This window comes from Halovulum dunhuangense (assembly GCF_013093415.1).
Taxonomy (GTDB): domain Bacteria; phylum Pseudomonadota; class Alphaproteobacteria; order Rhodobacterales; family Rhodobacteraceae; genus Halovulum; species Halovulum dunhuangense.
This window is the reverse complement of the sequence record NZ_JABFBC010000001.1, coordinates 908,935-929,217: the sequence shown is the minus strand read 5'-3', so window position 1 is coordinate 929,217 and position 20,283 is coordinate 908,935. Positions and strand designations below refer to the sequence as shown.

Here is a 20,283-nt window from a genome sequence, read left to right as displayed (position 1 = left end):
TTCCGGGGGCGCCGGGCCATGCTAGGCCATCGCCATGAGCACCCTGCCCGACAAGAACCAGATCCTCGAATGGATCCGGGAGCACCCCGGCGAGACGTCGAAGCGCGACGTGGCCCGCGCCTTCGGCATCAAGGGCGCGGACCGGATCGAGCTGAAGCGCATCCTGCGCGAGCTGGAGGCCGAGGGCGAGATCCGCAAGGCGGGCAACCACATCCAGCATCCCGAGGGACTGCCGCCCGTATCGGTGCTGCGGGTCACGGGGCCGGACCGCGCCGGCGATCTGTGGGCCGAGCCCGCGCAATGGGAAGAGCCGGGCGATCCGCCGCGCATCCTGTTGCGGCTTCGCAGCCACGAACCGGCATTGGGCGAGGGCGACCGCATCCTTGCCCGCCTTTCCCCGCAGGAGGACGAGGGCGCCGCCTATACCGGGCGGCTGATCCGCCGCATCGGCCAGGGCCCGCGCAAGGTCATCGGCATCTTCCGCGAGACGGAAGAGGGCGGGCGCATCCTGTCGATCGAGCGCAAGCAGGGCCATGAATGGATCGTCCCCAGGGGCGAGCGTCACGGCGCGCGCGACGGCGAACTGGTCGAGGCCGAGCAATCCGGCCCCCGCGACCGGCTGGGCATGCCGCGCGCCCGCGTGGTGCGCCGGCTGGGCGACCCGACCGCCCCGCGCGCCGTCAGCCTGATCGCCATCCATGCCCACGGCATCCCCGACGAATTCCCGGAGGAAACCCTGACCGAAGCCGAGGCCCAGGCCGCGCGCCCGGTCGGGCCGGGCAGCCGCACCGACCTGCGGCACCTGCCGCTCATCACCATCGACCCGGCCGATGCGCGCGACCATGACGACGCGGTCTGCGCCCTGCCCGACCCGGAAAACGAGGGCGGCCACCTGGTCTGGGTCGCCATCGCCGATGTCGCCCATTACGTCCGCCCCGGCAGCGCGCTCGACCGCGAGGCGCGCAACCGCGGCAACTCGACCTATTTTCCCGACCGGGTGGTGCCGATGCTGCCCGAGACGCTGTCGGGCGACCTGTGCTCGCTGCACGAAGGCGTGGACCGGGCCTGCATCGCGGTCGAGATGCGGCTCGATGCCGACGGGCGCAGGATCGGCCACCGCTTCGTGCGCGGTCTGATGCGCTCGCCCGCGGCGCTGACCTACGAGCAGGTGCAGCGCGCGGTGGACGGCACGCCGGACGAAGCGACCGAGCCCCTGGTCGAGCCGGTGCTGAAGCCGCTCTGGGCGGCCTACCAGGCGGCGGCCGAGGCGCGGGAAAGGCGCGCGCCGCTGCACCTGGACCTGCCCGAGCGCAAGATCGTGCTCGACCCCGAAGGAACGGTGCTGTCGGTCGCCTTCCGCGACCGGCTGGAGGCGCACAAGCTGATCGAGGAATTCATGATCCTCGCGAATGTCTGCGCCGCCGAGACGCTCGAGAAGAAGCGCACGCCGCTGCTGTACCGCGTGCACGAGGAACCCGACGCCGAAAAGCTGGACAGCCTGCGCGACGTGGCCGAGGCCTCGGGCCTGACGCTTGCGAAGGGCCAGGTGCTGACCACGCGGTCGCTCAACAAGCTGCTCGATGCCGCGGCCGGGCGCGAGGTGGCGGAACTGATCAACATGTCGGTGCTGCGCTCCATGCAGCAGGCCTATTACGCGCCGCAGAATTTCGGGCATTTCGGCCTGGCGCTCAGGGCCTATGCGCATTTCACCTCGCCGATCCGGCGCTATGCCGACCTGGTGGTGCACCGGGCGCTGGTCTCGGCGCATGGCTGGGGCGAGGATGGGCTGAGCCCGCAGGAAATCGAGATCCTAGAGGCCACCGCCGAATGGATCAGCGGCACCGAACGACGCTCGATGCAGGCCGAGCGCGAGACGACGGACCGCTACCTTGCCGCCTACCTGGCCGACCGCGTGGGCGGCGAGTTCGCCGGCCGCATCTCGGGCGTGGCGCGTTTCGGCGTGTTCGTCACGCTCGACGAGACGGGCGCCGACGGGCTGGTGCCGATCGGCAGCCTGGGCGGCGAGTATTTCCACTATGACCGCGACGCGCAGACCCTGATGGGCGACCGCAGCGGGCGCGAGATCGCGCTGGGCCAGCGGGTGACCGTGCGCCTTGCCGAGGCCGAGGCGGTCACTGGCGGGCTGCTCTTCGAGGTGCTGGAGATCGAGGGCAAGGCCCTGCCGCAGGGCGAAAGCCGCCGCCCGTCGCGCGGGACGCCGAAGCGCAAGCTGGCCCGCGACAAGGCGAAGCGCGCCAAGATCGCGCGCAAGATCCGGCGCGGCGGGCGCACCCGCGACTGAGATCCGGCGAAACGCCGCCGGTTTCCGTGGCGACAGCCGTCCATCGGGCTTTGAGCGATGGGGCATGTTCTGTATCATGTCGGGAAAAACGAGCAGCGCAGGATCTGAAATGACCCATGGTTTCCGCAAGTCGGGATGGCTGTCGCGGCTTTGGCTCGCCCTCGGGCTGAGCGCCGCAATAGCCCTGCCCGTCCACGCGATCGAGGTGCGCCCCATGACACGAGCCGAGGCCGGGCCGCAGATGGCGCAGGCGCCGTCCGATTTCGTCCGCTGGCGCGACGGCTTCCGCCCGCGCGCGCTGGCCGCCGGCATCCGCGCCGACGTGTTCGACGCCGCCTTCCGCGGCGTGGCCCCCGACGCGGAGGTGATCCGCCTCGACCGGCGCCAGGCGGAATTCACCAAGCCGATCTGGGAATATCTCGACACTGCCGTCTCGGACGCGCGGATCACCAACGGGCGCAGCCATGCCCAGCGCCTTGCCCGAACGCTGGCCGCGATCGAGCAGACCTACGGCGTCGAGGGATCGGTCGTCCTCGCCGTCTGGGGGATGGAGACGAATTACGGCTCGTTCCGCGGCACCACCAACACCATCGAGGCGCTGGCGACCCTGGCCCATGACGGGCGCCGCCGCGCCTTCGCCGAGGAACAGCTGATCGCCGCCCTGCGCATACTGCAGGCGGGCGACGTGTCGCCACAGGGGATGCGGGGCTCCTGGGCGGGCGCGATGGGCCATACCCAGTTCATCCCGACCTCGTATCTCGCCTATGCGCAGGACTTCAACCGCGACGGACGCCGGGACATCTGGTCCGAGGATCCGACGGACGCGCTGGCCTCCACCGCGGCCTATCTCGCGCGCTTCGGCTGGCGGCGCGGCCAGCCCTGGGGGGTCGAGGTGCGCCTGCCGCAGGGCTTCAACTTCGGCAATATCGACCAGGACCTGCGCCGCCCCGTCTCGCGCTGGACCGAGCTTGGCGTGCGCGGGACCGACGGGCGCGCGGTGCCGAATTACGGCGAGGCGGCGCTGATCGCCCCCGCGGGCGCGCGCGGCCCGGTCTTCATGGTCTTCGACAATTTCCGCGTCATCAAGCGCTACAACAACGCCACGTCCTACGCGATGGGCGTGGGCCACCTTGCGCACCGGATCGCCGGCGGCGCCGATTTCGTGGCCCCCTGGCCGCGCAACGACCGCCCCCTCTCGCGCAGCGAAAAGGTCGAGTTGCAGCAGCGGCTGACCGCGCGGGGCTTTTCCACCGGCGGGGCGGACGGGCTGATCGGGCCGAACACCATGGCCGCGATCCGCGACTTCCAGCGCAGCATCGGGGTGGTGCCCGACGGCTATGCCTCCTCGGCGCTCCTGCAGCGGCTGCGGGGCGGCTGAGCGCGCCCCCTCCTTCCACTTTCTTCAAATATCCCCGCCGGAGGCATGCGGCGCCGCGACCCGCGCGGCGCCGGAAAAGGTGCTCAGCCCCACCAGTCGGCCGAACGCATCTCCTCCAGCCGGGATGCCGTGCGGCCGAATTCGAAGGCGCCCTCCCCCTCGGGATAAAGCGCCTCGGGTTCCGCCGCGGCCGAGCAGACCAGCCGCACCCGCGCCTCGTACAGCGCGTCGACCAGGGTGACGAAGCGCTTGGCCTCGTTGTTGCGCGCGCGGCTGAGCCGGGGAATGTCGTCCAGGATCAGCACCCGCGCGGCATCGGCCAGCGCCAGGTAGTCGCCGGGCCCGAGCGGGGCCGCGCAGAGATCGGCGAAGGACGCCCGTGCCACGCCGTTCAGGAAGCGCGGGATCACCACGTCGCGCCCCTTTCGCTTCAGGGTGAGGGGCGCGCCTTCCCCGCCCGCCAGATCCTCCCATGCCGCATTCAGCGCGGCGGTGGCATCGGGGCCGAGCGGCGCGTGATAGACCCTGCGCCCGGCCATCCGCGCCTGCCGGTGGTCGGTGCCACCATCGAGTTGGTGCACCTCCAGCCGGTCCTTGATCAGCGCGATGAAGGGCAGGAACAGGTGCCGGTTCAGCCCATCCTTGTAGAGATCGTCCGGGTGCCGGTTCGAGGTCGCGACCACCACCACCCCGCGGGCGAACAGCCGCTCGAAAAGCCGGCCCACGATCATCGCGTCGGTGATGTCGGTGATCTGCATCTCGTCGAAGCACAGAAGCGTCGCGCCGTCGGCGATATCCTCGGCCACCGGGCGGATCGGATCCTCGACGCCGCGCTTGCGGGCGGCGAAGATGCCTTCGTGCACCTCCTGCATGAAGGCGTGGAAATGCACGCGCCTGCGCGGGCTGACGGTGCTCTGCTCGAAGAACATGTCCATCAGCATGGACTTGCCGCGCCCGACCCCGCCATAGAGATAGAGCCCCGGCACCTCGCGGTTCTCCATCCGTTCGCGGCCCCAGCCGAACAGGCCGAGCCGCACCTTGCGCGGCGCCTCGGGGCGGTAGTCCTTCAGCCGGTTGTGCAGGATCTGAAGCTTTTCCACCGCCAGCCGCTGGGCGGTGTCTTCCTTCAGCGCCCCTTCCGCCAGCCGCGCGCGATAGACCGGCAACAGCCCTTCCGTCATCGCCCGCCCTGCTCCTTTCCGGGTCGCCCGGCCATGACCGGGCGGAATGCACTGTTTCAGGAAAATTCGTTGTTACCCCGCCGTTCCGGGAAGTAAAGACCGGGGGACGAAGGAGATCCCCGATGACCCCTGCCAAGGCCCCCCTGATCACGCCGGTCCTGATCGCCGGCTGCGTCGTGCTGATGACCGGCTTCGCGATCCGTGCGTCCTATGGCGTGTTCCAGATCCCGATCGCCGAGGAATTCGGCTGGCTGCGGTCGGAATTCTCGCTGGCCATCGCGATCCAGAACCTGGCCTGGGGCATCGGGCAGCCGATCTTCGGCGCGCTGGCCGAACGCTTCGGGGACCGCCGTGCCATATTCATCGGTGCGCTGACCTATGCGCTTGGCCTGGTGCTGTCGAGCTACGCGATCACGCCCGAGGCGCATCAGCTATGGTCGATCCTGGTGGGCTTCGGCATCGCGGGCACGGGCTTTGGCGTGATCCTTGCGGTCGTGGGGCGCGCGGCCTCGGACGAGAACCGCTCGATGACGCTGGGCATCGCCACCGCAGCGGGATCGGCGGGGCAGGTCGTGGGGCCGCCCGTCGCGGAGTTCCTGCTGGGTCACATGAACTGGTCCTGGGTGTTCATGGTCTTTGCCGGGACCATCCTGCTGGCGCTTCTGATGCTGCCGATGATGAAACCGGGCGCGGGCGCCTCGCGCGCGCAGCTCGAGGACAGCATGGGCACCGTGCTGATGCGCGCCTTCCGCGACCCGTCCTACACGCTGATCTTTCTCGGCTTCTTTTCCTGCGGCTACCAGCTGGCTTTCGTGACCGCCCATTTCCCCGCCTTCGTGACCGAGGTCTGCGGCCCGATCGACCCTTCGGGGATGCTGGCGGGGCTGGGGATCACCACAACATCGGCGCTGGGCGCCTGGTCCATCGCCATCATCGGCGTGGCCAACATCGCAGGCACCCTGCTGGCGGGCTGGGCCGGCAAGCGCTGGTCGCGCAAGTACCTGCTGGCCGGGATCTACACCGGGCGCACCATCGTTGCGGCGGCCTTCATCCTGACGCCGATGACGCCCGCAACGGTGATCCTGTTCTCGGTGGTGATGGGCTCGCTGTGGCTCGCGACGGTGCCGCTGACCTCGGGCCTGATCGCGCATATCTACGGGCTGCGCTACATGGGCACGCTTTACGGCATCGTGTTCTTCTCGCACCAGCTGGGCTCGTTCCTGGGCGTGTGGCTGGGCGGCAAGCTTTACGATCTGTACGGCAGCTACGATCAGGTCTGGTGGATCGGCGTCGCGGTCGGTGCCTTCTCGGCCATCGTGCACCTGCCGGTGCGCGAGCGGCGGGCACCGCTGGCGGCCGCCGCCTAGAAGCCGAACTCGAGGATCGGCGAGGCCCCGGCCAGGATCGCCTCGATCCGTCGGTTCTTCTCGTCGGCGCTGAACTGGCTGCTGTCCATCGCGTGCTTGATGAGCGCGATCTGCGTGACCGTGAGACCAGCCTCCTGCTCGGCGGTAAGGCCAAGGCTTGCGGCAAGCTGGCTGCGGCCATCGGGCAGCGGCGCGGCGCAGGCCGGGACGACAAGGCACAGGGCGATAAGGGCGGTTGCGCGGATCATCGTGGAACTCCTTTGATGCCGGGGGCAATTCTGCGCCCCGCGCTCTGCGGCTGCAACGCATGCCGCAGCGTCAGGCGGCCGCCCGCTCAGCCCAGGTGGCTCTCGCCCCGCGAAGCGGCCAGCGCGATCTGGCGCTGACGCTCGCGGTAGCGTTCGCGGTCGGCTTCGGTGCGGGTCGTATGGCACTGGTGGCAACTCACGCCGGCCTCGTATTCGGGGCGGGCCAGATCCTTCGGGGCAAGCGGCATCCGGCAGGCATGGCACAGGCTGTTGGCACCCGGCACAAGCCCGTGGCCGACCGACACGCGGTCGTCGAAGACGAAGCATTCGCCCTGCCAGGTGCTTTCGCCCTCGGGCACGGTTTCGAGGTATTTCAGGATCCCGCCCTTCAGGTGATAGACTTCCCCCACCCCCTGCCCGACCAGGAAGCTGGTCGCCTTTTCGCAGCGAATGCCGCCGGTGCAGAACATGGCGATGCGCTTGCCCTGAAGCGCGTTGTGGTTGCGCGCCCACCATTCGGGGAAGTCGCGGAAGCTGTCCGTGCCGGGATCGATCGCCCCCTCGAAGCTGCCGAGCGCCACCTCGTAGGCGTTGCGGGTGTCGATCACCGCCACGTCCGGGGCCGTGATCAGGGCGTTCCAGTCCGCGGGCGTGACATAGCGACCGACGGCCGCGCGCGGGTCGACACCGTCCACCCCCATGGTGACGATCTCGCGCTTGAGCCGCACCTTCATCCGCAGGAACGGCATCCGTTCGGCGGTGGAGAATTTCAGCTCCGGCTCGGCGCAGCCGGGAAGTGCGCGGATGTGGTCGAGAACCGTCTCGATCCCCTGTGCGGTGCCCGCGATGGTCCCGTTGATCCCCTCGCGCGCCAGCAGCAGCGATCCCCTGACGCCCGAATTGCGGCAGACATCGAGCAACGGGCCCAGCAGGGCGGCGGGATTCTCGAAGGGGGTGAACTGGTAAAGGGCGGCTACGGTCAGGGTCATGGGGTGCATCTAGCAGCGCGGGCGGCGGCTTTGAAGGGCCGCCGCGCTTGACTCGCAGGCGAAGGGGGGCTATCGCCCACTGGAATTCCGGAAGCGTGAAACCTTCCGGTCCTGTGCTTATGTCAGGATCGCCACCCGCCAGCGCGTTGCGCCCGCGGGTGCAATACTGGTTTGGCGAATGGGGATGCGCGGATGCGTGAGACGATGGAACAGAACGGAACCGGGCCGGGGCGCTGCGCGCCGCTGGCGGGTCGTCCGCGCTGCGCCGCCCACCCCCTGACGGAGGCAAGCAATGTTTGAGACCCTTTCCGAACGCCTGTCCGGCGCGCTGGAGCGGCTGACCCGCCAGGGCGCGCTGACCGAGGCCGATGTCGCGACCGCCCTGCGCGAGGTGCGGGTGGCGCTGCTTGAGGCGGACGTCTCGCTGCCGGTGGCGCGCGACTTTGCCAAGGCGGTGCAGGAAAAGGCGACCGGCCAGGCGGTCACCAAGTCGATCACGCCCGGCCAGCAGGTCGTGAAGATCGTCCATGACGAACTGGTGCGCGTCCTTGGCGGCGACGGCGAGGGGATCGGCCGGCTCAAGGTGGACACGCCGCCTGCGCCGGTGCTGATGGTCGGCCTTCAGGGTTCGGGCAAGACGACGACCACCGCGAAGCTGGCCAAGCGGCTTTCCGAGAAGGAAGGCAAGCGGGTGCTCATGGCCTCGCTCGACACGCGGCGCCCGGCCGCGATGGAGCAGCTTGCCGTGCTTGGCCGCCAGGTCGGCGTGGACACGCTGCCGATCGTGGCGGGGCAGGATGCGGTTGCGATCGCGAAGCGCGCGAAGCAGCAGGCAGCCCTGGGCGGATACGACGTCTACATGCTGGACACCGCCGGCCGGCTGCACGTCGATGACGAACTGATGGCCGAGGTCGCCGCCGTGCGCGACGCGACCGGCCCGCACGAGACGCTGCTGGTCGTGGACGGCCTGACCGGTCAGGACGCCGTGAACGTGGCCGAGCAGTTCGACGGCCGCGTGGGCATCAGCGGCGTGATCCTGACCCGGATGGACGGCGACGGGCGCGGCGGTGCGGCGCTGTCGATGCGCGCCGTGACCGGCAAGCCGATCAAGTTCGTGGGCCTCGGCGAGAAGATGGACGCGATCGAGGAATTCGACGCGCAGCGGGTCGCCGGCCGCATCCTGGGCATGGGCGATATCGTCGCCCTGGTCGAGAAGGCGCAGGAAACCATCGAGGCCGAGCAGGCCGAGCGCATGATGAAGCGCTTCCAGAAGGGTCAGTTCAACATGAACGACCTGCGGATGCAGCTTGAGCAGATGCTGAAGATGGGGGGCATGCAGGGCCTGATGGGCATGATGCCCGGCATGGGCAAGATGGCCCGCCAGGTCGAGGAGGCCGGCTTCGACGACAGCGTGATCCGGCGGCAGATCGCGTTGATCAACTCGATGACCAGGAAGGAACGCGCCAACCCCGACCTGCTGCAGGCCAGCCGCAAGAAGCGCATCGCCGCGGGCGCGGGGCAGGACGTGTCGGATCTGAACCGGCTGCTGAAGATGCACCGGCAGATGGCCGACATGATGAAGAAGATGGGCAAGATGGGCAAAAAGGGCCTGATGCGCGGCGGGCTCGGCGCGCTTCTGGGTCGCGGCGGCGGAATGCCTGCCGGGATGCCGGGCGCCGGTGGCGGCGCGGCCCCGGGCGGCGCGTTGCCCCCGGGCCTGTCGGGGCTGGGTGGCAGCGGGATGCAGTTGCCCGGCGGGCTTTCCGGACTGGGCAAGAAGAAATGAACGACGCAAATCTCGACGCGACGGACCGTGCGGCCGAAGTGCTGCGGGAACACCGCGAAAGCATCGACCGGCTGGATGCGATCCTCGTCTACACGCTGGCCGAGCGCTTCAAGCACACGCAGGCCGTGGGCCGGCTGAAGGCGGCGCACACGCTGCCGCCGTCGGACCCCGCGCGCGAGGCGCAGCAGATCGCCCGGCTGGAAAGGCTGGCCGAGGAGGCGGATCTGGATCCCGCCTTCGCCAAGAAATTCCTGAATTTCGTGATCTCGGAAGTCATCCGGCATCACGAGCAGTTCCTTGAAGGGGACGCCTGACGCGCCCCTTCCATCGCCATTCAAAAGGAGACACGAAAAATGGCAATCAAGATCCGACTGGCCCGCGGTGGTTCCAAGAAGCGCCCCTTCTACCGCATCGTCGCCGCCGATACGCGGATGCCCCGCGACGGCCGCTTCATCGAGAAGCTGGGCACCTACAGCCCGCTGCTGCCCAAGACCGACGAGAGCCGGATCGTGATGAACGTCGAGCGCGTCCAGTACTGGCTGGCCCAGGGCGCCCAGACCACCGACCGCGTGAGCCGCATGCTGGAAACCGCGGGCGTCCTGGCCAAGAAGGAGCGCGCCAACCTCAAGAAGGGTGCGCCGGGCAAGAAGGCCCAGGAACGTGCCAAGGAAAAGGCCGAGAAGGCTGCCAAGGCCGCCGAAGCTGCCGCCGCACCGGCCGCGGAAGCCAGCGCCGAGTGATGCGTTCTTGCGCGTGGCCCCTTGTCGCCTGACCGGGGGCCGCCGCACCGGCAGGAGCATGGGCCATGGACGACGATCCCGAGGGCCTGATCTGCGTGGGCGCGATAACCGGCGCCTTCGGCGTGCGCGGCGAGGCGCGCGTGAAATCCTTTTGCGCCGAGCCCGAGGCGATCGCTGCCTATTCGCCGCTCGTGACCCGCGACGGGCGCAGCCTCACGCTGAAGATCACCCGCGCGGTCGCCGGCGGTTTCGCCGTGCGGCTGGGCGGCGTTGCCACGCGCGAGCAGGCCGAGGCGCTGCGTGGCGTGCAGCTTTTCGCCCCGCGCGAAAAGCTGCCGGCGCTGCCTGATGACGAGTTCTACCATGCCGACCTGATCGGCCTTGCGGTGGTGGACACCGGCGGGCGCGTGCTGGGCGTGGTCCAGGCGATCCACAACCACGGCGCGGGCGACCTGCTGGAAGTGACGGGCCCCGGGCTGAAGGGTGGCGTCCTGCTGCCCTTTACCCGGGCGACGGTGCCGACGGTCGATCTGGCCTCGGGCCGGCTGATCGCGGACCCGCCGGCCGGCATCTTTCCAGAGGAACAGGCATGACACGCGTCGTCGTTCATGCCGGGTTTCACAAGACGGGCACAAGCAGCCTTCAGCGCTGCCTGCAAAAGAACCGCAAGGCGCTTTCAAGCCGTATCCTTTATGTCCGGCGCACCGACATCAATCGTGCGGCGCAGACCGCGGCGCTGGTCGCGCGGCGCCCTTCGGCCCTGACGCGCCTGCTGTTTCGCTGGCAACTCGTGCGCGGGCTTCGGTCTCTTCCGGGGCCCGAGGGGCGCACCGTCGTCATCTCGGCCGAGCGGCTGTCGGGGCTGATGCCCGGCCGAAAGGGCGCCTGGTCCTTCGCCGTCGCACCGGAACTTGCCGTCGAGACGCTGCGGGCGGTGCGCGCGGTGTGGGGCGCCGATGCCGACGTGACCTTCGTCTACACGACCCGTAAGCGGGATGCCTGGATCAACAGCGCCTGGCGGCACCAGGTCAAGCATGACGGGCTGGCCATTCCCTTCGAGCAGTTCGCCGGACGCACGGCCGGGATACCGGACATGGATGCGCTGGTCGCGCGCATATCGGCGCGGATCGCGCCGGTGCCGGTCCTGACCGCACCGCTGGAGATACATGGCCCCCGGCGCCTGGGCCCGGTCGAGGCGGTGCTGGACCTGATCGGGCTGCCCGACCCCGAACGCGCGGCCTTGCGCCCCGGCCCACAAGCGAATGTCGGGCTGTCGCATGCAGAGGCCGAGGCGCTGGTCGCAAGCCGGGTGGCGGCGGCATGAGCGATGCGCCCAGATCCCATGGCCGGCTGTCGATCCGGGCAAGCGCCACGCCGCGCGACCTGATGGCCGAACCGCAGCGCCTGTCGCGGGCCTGGGGCGCCAGGGTCATCACGCTGTTTCCCGACGCGTTTCCCGGCGTTCTGGGCCTGTCGCTGACGGGCCGTGCGCTTGACCAGGGGATATGGTGGCTCGAGACGATCGACCTGCGCGACTTCGGCGTGGGCCGCCACCGCAACGTGGACGACACGCCCGCGGGCGGCGGCGCCGGCATGGTGCTGCGGCCCGACGTGGTGGCGGCGGCACTCGATGCGGCAGCAGATGGCGCGGGTGGCGACTGGCCGGTGATATATCTTTCCCCGCGCGGCGTACCCTTCAGCCAGGCCATGGCGCAGCGCCTGGCGCAGGCCGATGGCGTGACGCTGCTCTGCGGGCGGTTCGAGGGCGTGGACCAGCGGGTGCTGGACGCGCGCGGCGTGCTGGAAGTCTCGGTTGGGGATTTCGTGCTGTCCGGCGGAGAGATCGCCGCTCAGGCCTTGATAGATGCGACCGTTCGCCTTATACCCCGCGTGCTCGGAAATGCGGAGTCGGTGGCGGAGGAGAGTTTCTCGCACGGGCTTCTCGAGCACCCGCAGTATACCAGGCCGACGGAATGGGAAGGCCATGACATCCCGCAGATCCTCCTCTCGGGGCATCATGGCCAGATTGCCGCGTGGCGGCAGGCCCAGGCCGAACGCCTGACCAAGGAACGTCGTCCCGATCTCTGGCGGGCCTGGCTTGCAGCGCAAGGCAGGGACCCGGTGGAAGGTGAAGAGCTCTCGGACGCGCACACCATCGCCGCAAAAGGCGAGCAGAAGGAATGAACCGATGAACATCATCGAACAGCTCGAGAAAGAGCAGATCGCCGCGCTGGCCCGGGACATCCCGGATTTCGCCGCCGGCGACACCATCCGCGTCGGCTACAAGGTCACGGAAGGCACCCGCAGCCGCGTGCAGGCCTATGAGGGCGTCTGCATTTCGCGCAAGGGCGGCAGCGGCATCGGTGCCTCGTTCACCGTGCGCAAGATTTCCTTCGGCGAGGGCGTGGAGCGTGTGTTCCCCCTGCATTCGCCGAACATCGACAGCATCACCGTCGTGCGCCGCGGCAAGGTCCGCCGCGCCAAGCTTTATTACCTGCGTGCGCGCCGTGGCAAGTCGGCCCGCATCGCCGAGAAGTCGAACTACCGCGAGAAGAACACCAGCGCCGAGGCGTAAGGGCTACACTTCCCGGAATTCGCGAAAGGCGGCCCTTCGTGGCCGCCTTTTTCGTGTGGGGCTTCCGCAGTCGCATCTTCTTTTTGCCATGAATGCGGGTACAGTTCCCCCATGTCGATACCCGCCTTCATCCTGCGCGCCCTGCTGATATCGCCGATCGTCTTCGCGCGGTATCTGCCGATCCTTCTGATCTTCGTGCTGGTCGTCGTGGGGCTGTTCCTGGCGACATCGAACATCTGGGTGATCGGCATGATCGTCCTGATCCTTTCCACGATGGGAACATCCTTCCTGATCCTCAACGGGATTCGCGCGGGGCTGATGACGATCCGCGCCACGACCGCGCCCACGGCGGGCGGGCTGCTGCGGGCGACGGGCAGGATGCTCATGACGCACCTGCTGGTGCAGCTGATCATGTCGATCGTGCTCGGGGCAATCGTGTATTACGTCGCCTTCACCGTGGTGATCCCGGCGGCCGTGCCCGGGGCCGAGAACGTGATCCGCCCCTTCATCGCCGCGCTCGTCACATTCGACAGCGGGGCGATGGCGGAACTGATGCCGCAGATGGAGCAGATCGCGGTCGAGGCGGACCGGCTGGTGGTTCCGGGCATCGTGATCAACGTGATGATGGCCTCGATCGGGGCGCTCTGCGTCGCGATATTCGGCGTGCCGATGGCGGCGCTGGCGGCGACCGCCGTGCACTACGCGCCCGAGCACGACCTGATCTACGGGATGGGGCGCTACGGGGTGCACCAGTTCCTGCTCTACATGCTTGCGGTGGCGCTGCCCGGCGCCCTGTGGATCCTGATGGCCCCCGGTCTTGCGCTGGGATTCGAGGGGGAACCTTCGCTCGTTCTGGCGGGGGCGGTGGCCTTGTGGAGCATCTATGCGCCCTGCATTTCCTATGGCGGCATGGCCATCGCCTACGAGGGCGTGCGCAACCGGCTGGCGGCCGAGCGGCGGGCCATGTCCGTACCCGATATCGACTACGAGGCGGAGCGCGAACAGGTGCGAAACCTGCGCCAGACCCGCAACCCGGGTGCGGACGTGCACCGCGTCTACGACCCGCGCCGCACCGAGTGATGCGTCATGCACCGGCTCTTGCGGCACAGGGGCAAAGTTGATAGACGTCCGCGACCCCGCAACGGGGTGGCGACATCCTACCGGCGCAAACGAGGCGGCCGCAGGGTGAATCAGTCACCCGAACCAGGACCCAATGCGATGAGAAAAGACATCCATCCCGACTACCACTTCATCGAAGTGAAGATGACCGACGGCACCGTGGTGCAGATGCGCTCGACCTACGGCAAGGAAGGCGACACGCTCTCGCTGGACATCGACCCGTCGTCGCACCCGGCCTGGACCGGCGGTTCGAGCCGCCTGATGGACACCGGCGGCCGCGTATCGAAGTTCAAGAAGAAATACGAGGGCCTGGGCTTCTGATCGACGCTTCAAAGCGCGATCGATCCGGTCTAGATACGAAGGCGCCGTCCCCCGGGGGCGGCGCTTTTTTCTTGGGGCCGCAAAAGCTCAGGGACGGGACATGGCGCATATCATCGTGCTCGGCAACGAAAAGGGCGGGTCGGGCAAGTCCACCACGGCAATGCATGTCTGCACCGCGCTCATGCGGTCGGGAGAGGCGGTCGGGGTGATCGACCTCGACCTGCGCCAGCAAAGCCTGATGGCCTATGTCCGCAACCGCCGCGCAACGGTAGAGCGCGAGGGGCTCGACCTGCCGCTGCCCCACGCCTATGCGCTGCGCCTGAGCGACAGGGACAGCCTGCGCGACGCACAGGCCGAAGAGGAAGAGGCCTTTGCCGATGCGCTGCGCACGCTGGACGCCAGTTGCAGTTTTGTCGTGATCGACTGCCCCGGCGCGCATACGCGCTATGCCCAGATGGCCCATTCAGCGGCCGACACGCTGATCACGCCGATGAACGACAGCCTGGTGGACCTGGATCTGCTGGCGCGGCTGGACCCGGCAACGGGCAAGGTCGCCGGTCCGTCCATCTATTCCGAAATGGTGTGGTCGGCGCGTCAGCTGCGCGCCTCGGCGGGGCTGCCGCCGCTCGACTGGACGGTGCTGCGCAACCGTGTCGGGACCACCGACATGCACAACAAGCGCCGGGTGGGCGATGCGCTGACCGAGCTGTCGCGCCGCATCGGGTTTCGCATCGTCCCCGGTTTCACCGAGCGCGTGGTGTTCCGCGAACTGTTTTTGCAAGGGCTGACCCTGCTCGACCTGGGCGATGCTGGCGGCGGGCGGCTGACCATATCGAACATCGCCGCCCGACAGGAGCTGCGTGAACTGATCCGCGCGCTGAACCTGCCGGGGGTCAAGCTGGCCTTCTGACGCCGGAGGCGGGCGGCTCAGCCGCCGGCCACCACCTCGCAGGGGGTCTGACGCGCGGCAAGGCGCGCGCATGCGGTTTCTGCCGCCTCGGCGCTCAGGCCCACGAAGCGCGCGCGATACCAGCCGGGCTCTCCGGTGGGCAGCAGGTCACGCTTGCTTCCTTCGAGCGCCTCCATCTCCTGAAGCGCGGTCGTCAGCAGAAGCCGCTCGGCGTTCGTGCGGTTATGCTTGCCGCCCAGCTGCACGATATAGGTGCCGGCATTGCCCTGCCGGACGCTGCGGACCTCGGGGGCGGGCGGGGGCGGCGCGATCGAGGCGACCTCCACCTCGGGCGCTTCGGGCTTTTCATCGGGCGAACGGCGCGCGATGTCGATGCTGTCGGGGCGCAGCAATGGCCTGATCGCGTTGGGCAGCAGCGGCTGCGCATCGGGTGTGGGCGGCGCATCGGCCAGTTCCTTCGAACTGGCGGCGATCTGCGGCAACTCCTCGTCGGTGAGCGCGCGGCTGACCTCGGTCGCGATCTGCACGGCCAGCGTGTCGACGGCGGCAACGGCGACAGGCTGCTGATCCTCACGCGCGCGCACCACGGGGCGGGGCGCGGTCTTTAGCGTCGTGTCGGCCCGGGCGATCACGGTCGCGCCACCCGACGCGACATTCACGCGGGCGGGCCGCACGACGGCGACCTGCGTTGGCGCCTGGCGCAGGCCAAGATCCATCAGCTCGGCCACCTTGGCATTGCGGCTGGCGGTGCTGTTGCCGCCGAAAAGCGAGACGATCACTCGCTTGCCGCCACGCTGGGCCGAGGCCACGAGGTTGAAACCGGCAGCACGGGTGTAGCCGGTCTTGATCCCGTCGGCGCCCTGATAGGCGTCCAGAAAGCGCCGGTTGGTGTTGTAGACGGTCGCGATCTTGGCGCTGGTCGAGCGGCGGCTGAACAGGTTGTAGTACTGCGGGAAATCATAGAACAGCTGCCGACCAAGAAGTGCCATGTCGCGCGCGGTGGAGAGGTGTCCCGCCGCAGTCAGGCCATGCGCGTTCTTGAAGGTGGTGTTCTTCATCCCCATCGCGCGGGCGGTCGCGGTCATCTTGCGCGCAAAGGCTTCTTCCGAGCCGGAGACCGCCTCGCCAAGCGCGGTGGCGGCATCGTTGGCCGATTTGACCGCGGCGGCACGGATAAGGTATTGCAGCTCGATCTGCTGGCCCCGTCTGAGCCCCAGCTTCGAGGGCGGCTCTGCGGCCGCGTTTGCCGAAATGGTGATCTTCTGATCCAGCGAGAGTTGTCCCCGCTGGACCGCGTCGAACACCAGGTAAAGGGTCATCATCTTGGTAAGCGACGCGGGGTGCAGCCGGGTGTCGGCGTTTTCCGAGTGGATCACCCGCCCGTCCCGTGCATCCATCACCAGCGCCGCATAGGGCGCGGCGAAAGCCATCGCGCTTCCGAGAAATAGAAATGCCACGAGCAGCAGCCCGCGTCCTGCCTGTACTGACATCGGTTTCTCCGCCGACGGAACCTGCCTCTGGAGCCGATTTTTCGGTCTCCTTGTTATTGGTTTCACCGTAGCACGAGTCGGACGTTGCGAAAACCCTCTTGTTATCAACAGCTGAGCGGGCGTTCTTGAAGCACTTTCACGGGCATTGCCGCAGTGCGGCAGGGATCTTGACGCAGTGCAGCATAAACACTATGTTGCAGTGCAGAATAAACCGAAACCCACGCTGTCAGGAGATATCCTATGACCAAAGCCACCACCAAAGCGGCGACCGCGAAAGTCGAGGAAATCGCCGCTGACGCACAGAAGGCGATGACCGAGAACATGGAAAAATTCACCAAGGGCTTCGAGGACATGAGCGCCTTTACCCAGGAGAACGTGGACGCCGTCGTCAAGTCGGCCGAAATCGCCGCCAAGACCGCCGAAGGCATCGGCGCCGAGATGAGCGCCTACTCCAAGAAATCCTTCGAGGACAGCGTTGCCGCTGCCCAGGATCTGGCCTCGGCCAAGAACATGACCGAGCTGATGGAAAAGCAGACCGCCTTTGCGCAGGCTGCCTTCGAGGGCTTCGTGGCCCAGGCGACCAAGATGAACGAGATCTACGCCGCCGCCGCCAAGGACATCACCGCGCCGATCAACCAGCGTTTCACCGCTGCGGCCGACGCGATGAAGTCGTTCGGCGCCTGATCCTCCCTCGGGCGGACCGGACGAACGGAAAGGGGGCATCTGCCCCCTTTTCTATTTGAAGCGCCTTCATATATTGTCGGCCACCGAGTCAAAGAGTGTGGCCACCGACGTGACAGGTATGCGCGATCCCGAGATGACAGGACCAGGCGGCCCCGAAGACGGCGGGTCGGGCGATGTCGGCATTGCGACCAAGACCCGATCCAAGACCCAGCGCCCGCCGCTCTACAAGGTGCTGCTGCTGAACGACGACTACACGCCGATGGAATTCGTCGTGCATGTGCTGGAGCGATTCTTCGGCATCAACCATGCGCAGGCGGTGGACATCATGCTGACCGTGCACAAGAAGGGCGTTGCCGTGGTGGGCGTGTTCTCGTTCGAGATCGCAGAGACCAAGGTGACTCAGGTGATGGATTACGCCAGGCGCAACCAGCACCCGCTTCAGTGCACCATGGAAAAAGAGTAACCCCATCCTCTCCCAACGCATCCATCTCCCGTTCGAGCAGGGCGCAATCGCCCCCGCGGGCGGAACGGGCAGTGTCATCCTTGGCGCCGCCGAATACATGGCGGACAGCCCCCTGCCCGCGCCCGTGCTGCATGTCACCGGGTTTCGCCCCGATCATGATGCCATCGCCGCCGCCGGCGGAAAGGTGGCGATCGTGGCAGGCAGCGAGACGCCCGCGATGGTCGTGGCATGCCTGCCGCGGAACCGCATGCAGGCCATGGCGCGAATCGCCGAGGCGCTTCGCCTGCTGCCCGAAGGTGGCTGGCTGCTGGTCGACGGGCAGAAGACCGACGGCATCGAGCCGGTGCTCAAGGCGCTGCGCGCCGTCCTGACGGTAGAGGGGGTCGCCTCCAAGGCTCATGGCAAGATCGCCTGGGCACAGCGCCCGCCCGTGCTTCCGGCAGAGCTTGCGAATTGGACCGTGGCGGCCGAGCCTGCACGGAACGAAGACGGCTTCTGGACAGCCCCCGGCATGTTCAGCGCCGAGGGCATCGATCCTGCCACCGCACTTCTGACGCGCTTCCTGCCCGAAAAGGCCAAGGGCGCCGCCTGCGATCTGGGTGCAGGCTGGGGGGCGCTGTCGTCCGCACTGCTGGCAACCGCGCCAGGGCTGGAAAGCTGCGACCTGGTCGAGGCCGAGCACGCGGCGCTCGAGGCAGCGAAGCGCAACGTCACCGACCCGCGCGCGCGGTTCCGCTGGGCGGATGTCGCGCGGTGGGAGGGCGGCCCCTACGACCTGGTCGTGTCGAACCCGCCCTTCCACGTCTCGCGGAACGCGGACCCGGATCTTGGTCGCGCCTTCATCGCCGCTGCCGCCAGGCTGCTGACTCCCCGCGGCCGCTTCCTTATGGTGGCCAACCGTCAACTGCCCTACGAGGCCACCATCGACGCGCATTTCCACAACCGCGACCAGCTGCATGTCGACGGACGCTTCAAGATCCTGAGCGCGAGCCAGCCGCGTGGCCAGCGCGGCCGCAAAGCCTGAGCCAAGGGAGAGCATCGTGCCATACGCACTTGATGGAAAATCGGTGATCGTCACCGGCGCCGGACAGGGCGTCGGACTGGCCATAGCGCGCCGCTTCGCCAATCTGGGCGCCAGCGTCATGATGGCCGGTACCGACGAGGCGAAGCTGGAGGAAGAGGCAGAGACGCTTCAGAAAGCCGGGCTTTCGGCCAGCTATCATGTCTGCGACATCCGCGAGAAGCTGTCGGTCACGAACCTGATCGCCTCGACCGTGGATGCCTATGACCGGATCGACGTGCTGGTCAACGCCAGCCGGCAGGTCGCCACCTCGGACCCGCTCGACCCCGACGACAAGACGTTGGAGCAGCTGTTCCACCAGAACGTGCTGTCCACGCTGCGGCTGAGCCAGGCGGTCGCCCGGCGCATGATCCAGCTGGCGGGCGACAATGGCGACACCGAGGGGCGGCGCAGCGGGATCGGGGCGATCGTGAACGTCACCTCGATCGCCGCGCGGCGCACGCTGCCGGAGTTGATGGCCTATTCCGTCGCCTCGGCGGCGGTGGACCAGCTGACCCGGTCGCTTGCGGTGGCTTTCGCGGGGCATGGCATAAGGGTGAACGCGATCGCGCTCGGCTCCGTCATGTCCACCTCGCTTCGCAATGCGCTCAAGGACCGCGAGGGGCTGCAAGAGGATCTGGCCGCCGTGACGCCGCTGGGGCGCATCGGCGAGGCGGAAGAGGCCGCCGAGGCGGCGCTGTTCCTAGCTTCCGACAATGCAAGCTTCGTGACCGGTCAGATCCTGGCCGTGGATGGCGGGCGAACGATGCTCGACCCGATGGACACGCCAGCGCACTGAAGCGACACATGAAAAAGGGCGCCCGATCGGGCGCCCTTTTTCACAGGTAAGCTGCGGGAACGCTCAGTCGTCGTCCTCGTCGTCGTGGCGTCCGCCCTTGGGCAGGTTGAACAGGCTGTCCGGATCGAGATTGTCGTCATCCTTGTCGTTGCCGCCAAGGGTAAACGTCTCGAGGCCCGCGATGTTCGAGGGCAGTCGCGGCTCGTCTTCCATCTGAAGCGACTGCTCGGTCGAGACCAGCTTCATCCGCGCCTCGTCGCTCATCCCCTGCCCTGTGGCAGCGGCCTTCTTCGCGGCCTTGGCGACGGCGGCGTCCAGCTCGCTCTGGCGGCACAGGCCCAGGGCGACCGGGTCGATCGGCTGGATGTTGGCGATGTTCCAGTGGGTCCTGTCGCGGATCGACTGGATGGTGGGCTTCGTCGTGCCGACCAGCTTGCCGATCTGGCTGTCGGCCAGCTCGGGGTGGAACTTTACCAGCCAGGCGATCGCGGCGGGACGGTCCTGCCGCTTGGACAGCGGCGTGTAGCGCGGGCCTCGGCGCTTGCTTTCGCCATCGGCGGCCGGGTTATGCATCAGGCGGAGATTGGCCTTCGGGTCTTTCTCGCAGCGGGCAATTTCCTCGGCGGTGAGCTGGTTGTTGGCGATCGGGTCGAAACCCTTGATGCCCACCGCCACCTCGCCGTCCGCAATGCCGTTCACTTCCAGTTCGTGCAGGCCGCAGAATTCGGCGATCTGGCGGAAGCTCAGGGTCGTGTTGTCGACCAGCCAGACAGCGGTCGCTTTCTGCATCAGGGGCAGGGCCATCACAGCACCTCCATCGTCAATTGCGCACAAGTCCTCCCCGGGTGGAAACCGCGGGGCCCGTGGGCCA

Annotated in this window: 22 protein-coding genes; 17 read left to right on the top strand and 5 right to left on the bottom strand. The window is 68.0% G+C overall.

Features of this window, described 5'->3' with window-relative positions; all coding sequences use genetic code 11:
- Window positions 1-34: 34 nt before the first annotated feature.
- Together rnr and HMH01_RS04605 are read left to right on the top strand one after the other, a co-directional pair.
- Entirely contained in the window at window positions 35-2,302 is a 2,268-nt protein-coding gene (rnr, locus tag HMH01_RS04610; RefSeq protein ID WP_171322917.1) for a ribonuclease R, read from the top strand.
- Window positions 2,303-2,411: 109 nt separating this feature from the next.
- Window positions 2,412-3,680 (top strand): lytic murein transglycosylase, encoded by a 1,269-nt coding sequence (locus tag HMH01_RS04605; protein WP_171322915.1) that lies wholly within the window; start codon window positions 2,412-2,414, stop codon window positions 3,678-3,680.
- Window positions 3,681-3,763: 83 nt separating this feature from the next.
- Here HMH01_RS04605 and zapE read toward each other — a convergent pair whose 3' ends face one another.
- Window positions 3,764-4,861 carry a cell division protein ZapE gene (gene zapE, locus HMH01_RS04600; protein ID WP_171322913.1) on the bottom strand — a complete coding sequence of 366 codons (1,098 nt, stop codon included), beginning with the start codon at window positions 4,859-4,861 and terminating at the stop codon, window positions 3,764-3,766.
- Between the two features lie 122 nt (window positions 4,862-4,983).
- Here zapE and HMH01_RS04595 point away from each other — a divergent pair, with 122 nt between their 5' ends.
- Complete coding sequence (locus tag HMH01_RS04595) at window positions 4,984-6,228, top strand: MFS transporter (RefSeq protein WP_171322911.1); 1,245 nt, start codon at window positions 4,984-4,986, stop codon at window positions 6,226-6,228.
- On the opposite strand, the gene HMH01_RS04590 is transcribed toward HMH01_RS04595, so the two are convergent.
- Together HMH01_RS04590 and trhO are read right to left on the bottom strand one after the other, a co-directional pair.
- Window positions 6,225-6,476 (bottom strand): hypothetical protein, encoded by a 252-nt coding sequence (locus HMH01_RS04590; RefSeq protein WP_171322909.1) that lies wholly within the window; start codon window positions 6,474-6,476, stop codon window positions 6,225-6,227. The two genes, HMH01_RS04595 and HMH01_RS04590, sit on opposite strands and share 4 nt — an antisense overlap.
- Window positions 6,477-6,562: 86 nt before the next feature.
- On the bottom strand, window positions 6,563-7,465 hold the full coding sequence (gene trhO / locus HMH01_RS04585; RefSeq protein WP_246237274.1) for an oxygen-dependent tRNA uridine(34) hydroxylase TrhO: 903 nt from the start codon (window positions 7,463-7,465) through the stop codon (window positions 6,563-6,565).
- Between the two features lie 292 nt (window positions 7,466-7,757).
- Here trhO and ffh point away from each other — a divergent pair, with 292 nt between their 5' ends.
- The 10 genes from ffh (at window position 7,758) to HMH01_RS04535 (ending at window position 14,916) form a co-directional block, all read left to right on the top strand.
- Window positions 7,758-9,251, top strand: coding sequence for a signal recognition particle protein (gene ffh / locus HMH01_RS04580; protein ID WP_171322905.1), 1,494 nt, complete (start codon window positions 7,758-7,760; stop codon window positions 9,249-9,251).
- Window positions 9,248-9,565, top strand: a complete 318-nt coding sequence (locus tag HMH01_RS04575) for a chorismate mutase (RefSeq protein WP_171322903.1) — start codon at window positions 9,248-9,250, stop codon at window positions 9,563-9,565. The genes ffh and HMH01_RS04575 overlap by 4 nt, the downstream gene beginning before the upstream one ends.
- Window positions 9,566-9,604: 39 nt before the next feature.
- Window positions 9,605-9,991: a 30S ribosomal protein S16 gene (rpsP, locus tag HMH01_RS04570; protein WP_171322901.1), complete on the top strand. Its 387-nt coding sequence runs from the start codon at window positions 9,605-9,607 to the stop codon at window positions 9,989-9,991.
- 65 nt (window positions 9,992-10,056) lie between these two features.
- Window positions 10,057-10,584, top strand: a complete 528-nt coding sequence (rimM, locus tag HMH01_RS04565; protein WP_171322899.1) for a ribosome maturation factor RimM — start codon at window positions 10,057-10,059, stop codon at window positions 10,582-10,584.
- Entirely contained in the window at window positions 10,581-11,315 is a 735-nt protein-coding gene (locus HMH01_RS04560) for a hypothetical protein (protein ID WP_171322897.1), read from the top strand. The genes rimM and HMH01_RS04560 overlap by 4 nt, the downstream gene beginning before the upstream one ends.
- Complete coding sequence (trmD, locus tag HMH01_RS04555) at window positions 11,312-12,175, top strand: tRNA (guanosine(37)-N1)-methyltransferase TrmD (protein WP_171322895.1); 864 nt, start codon at window positions 11,312-11,314, stop codon at window positions 12,173-12,175. Before HMH01_RS04560 ends, trmD begins: the two co-directional genes overlap by 4 nt.
- Window positions 12,176-12,179: 4 nt before the next feature.
- On the top strand, window positions 12,180-12,566 hold the full coding sequence (rplS, locus tag HMH01_RS04550) for a 50S ribosomal protein L19 (protein WP_171322893.1): 387 nt from the start codon (window positions 12,180-12,182) through the stop codon (window positions 12,564-12,566).
- A 111-nt stretch (window positions 12,567-12,677) separates the two neighbouring features.
- Complete coding sequence (locus tag HMH01_RS04545) at window positions 12,678-13,646, top strand: hypothetical protein (RefSeq protein ID WP_171322891.1); 969 nt, start codon at window positions 12,678-12,680, stop codon at window positions 13,644-13,646.
- A gap of 138 nt (window positions 13,647-13,784) precedes the next feature.
- Window positions 13,785-14,006: a 50S ribosomal protein L31 gene (gene rpmE, locus HMH01_RS04540; protein ID WP_171322889.1), complete on the top strand. Its 222-nt coding sequence runs from the start codon at window positions 13,785-13,787 to the stop codon at window positions 14,004-14,006.
- Window positions 14,007-14,106: 100 nt separating this feature from the next.
- Window positions 14,107-14,916: a division plane positioning ATPase MipZ gene (locus HMH01_RS04535; protein ID WP_171322888.1), complete on the top strand. Its 810-nt coding sequence runs from the start codon at window positions 14,107-14,109 to the stop codon at window positions 14,914-14,916.
- Window positions 14,917-14,933: 17 nt separating this feature from the next.
- Here the strand turns inward: HMH01_RS04535 and HMH01_RS04530 are convergent, their stop codons facing one another.
- The gene (locus HMH01_RS04530; protein ID WP_246237273.1) at window positions 14,934-16,346 is read right to left on the bottom strand and encodes a D-alanyl-D-alanine carboxypeptidase family protein; all 1,413 of its coding nucleotides are present in this window, start codon (window positions 16,344-16,346) and stop codon (window positions 14,934-14,936) included.
- A gap of 300 nt (window positions 16,347-16,646) precedes the next feature.
- On the opposite strand from HMH01_RS04530, the gene HMH01_RS04525 reads away from it, so the two are divergent.
- The 4 genes from HMH01_RS04525 (at window position 16,647) to HMH01_RS04510 (ending at window position 19,412) form a co-directional block, all read left to right on the top strand.
- Complete coding sequence (locus tag HMH01_RS04525; RefSeq protein WP_171322885.1) at window positions 16,647-17,090, top strand: phasin family protein; 444 nt, start codon at window positions 16,647-16,649, stop codon at window positions 17,088-17,090.
- A 133-nt stretch (window positions 17,091-17,223) separates the two neighbouring features.
- On the top strand, window positions 17,224-17,553 hold the full coding sequence (gene clpS, locus HMH01_RS04520) for an ATP-dependent Clp protease adapter ClpS (protein ID WP_171322883.1): 330 nt from the start codon (window positions 17,224-17,226) through the stop codon (window positions 17,551-17,553).
- A gap of 97 nt (window positions 17,554-17,650) precedes the next feature.
- A complete protein-coding gene (locus HMH01_RS04515; protein WP_171322881.1) occupies window positions 17,651-18,577 on the top strand; it encodes a class I SAM-dependent methyltransferase in 927 nt (308 codons plus the stop codon).
- A 16-nt stretch (window positions 18,578-18,593) separates the two neighbouring features.
- Window positions 18,594-19,412 (top strand): SDR family oxidoreductase, encoded by an 819-nt coding sequence (locus HMH01_RS04510; protein WP_171322879.1) that lies wholly within the window; start codon window positions 18,594-18,596, stop codon window positions 19,410-19,412.
- A gap of 63 nt (window positions 19,413-19,475) precedes the next feature.
- Here HMH01_RS04510 and HMH01_RS04505 read toward each other — a convergent pair whose 3' ends face one another.
- Window positions 19,476-20,216, bottom strand: coding sequence for a DUF1013 domain-containing protein (locus tag HMH01_RS04505; RefSeq protein ID WP_171322878.1), 741 nt, complete (start codon window positions 20,214-20,216; stop codon window positions 19,476-19,478).
- Between the last annotated feature and the right edge of the window lie 67 nt (window positions 20,217-20,283).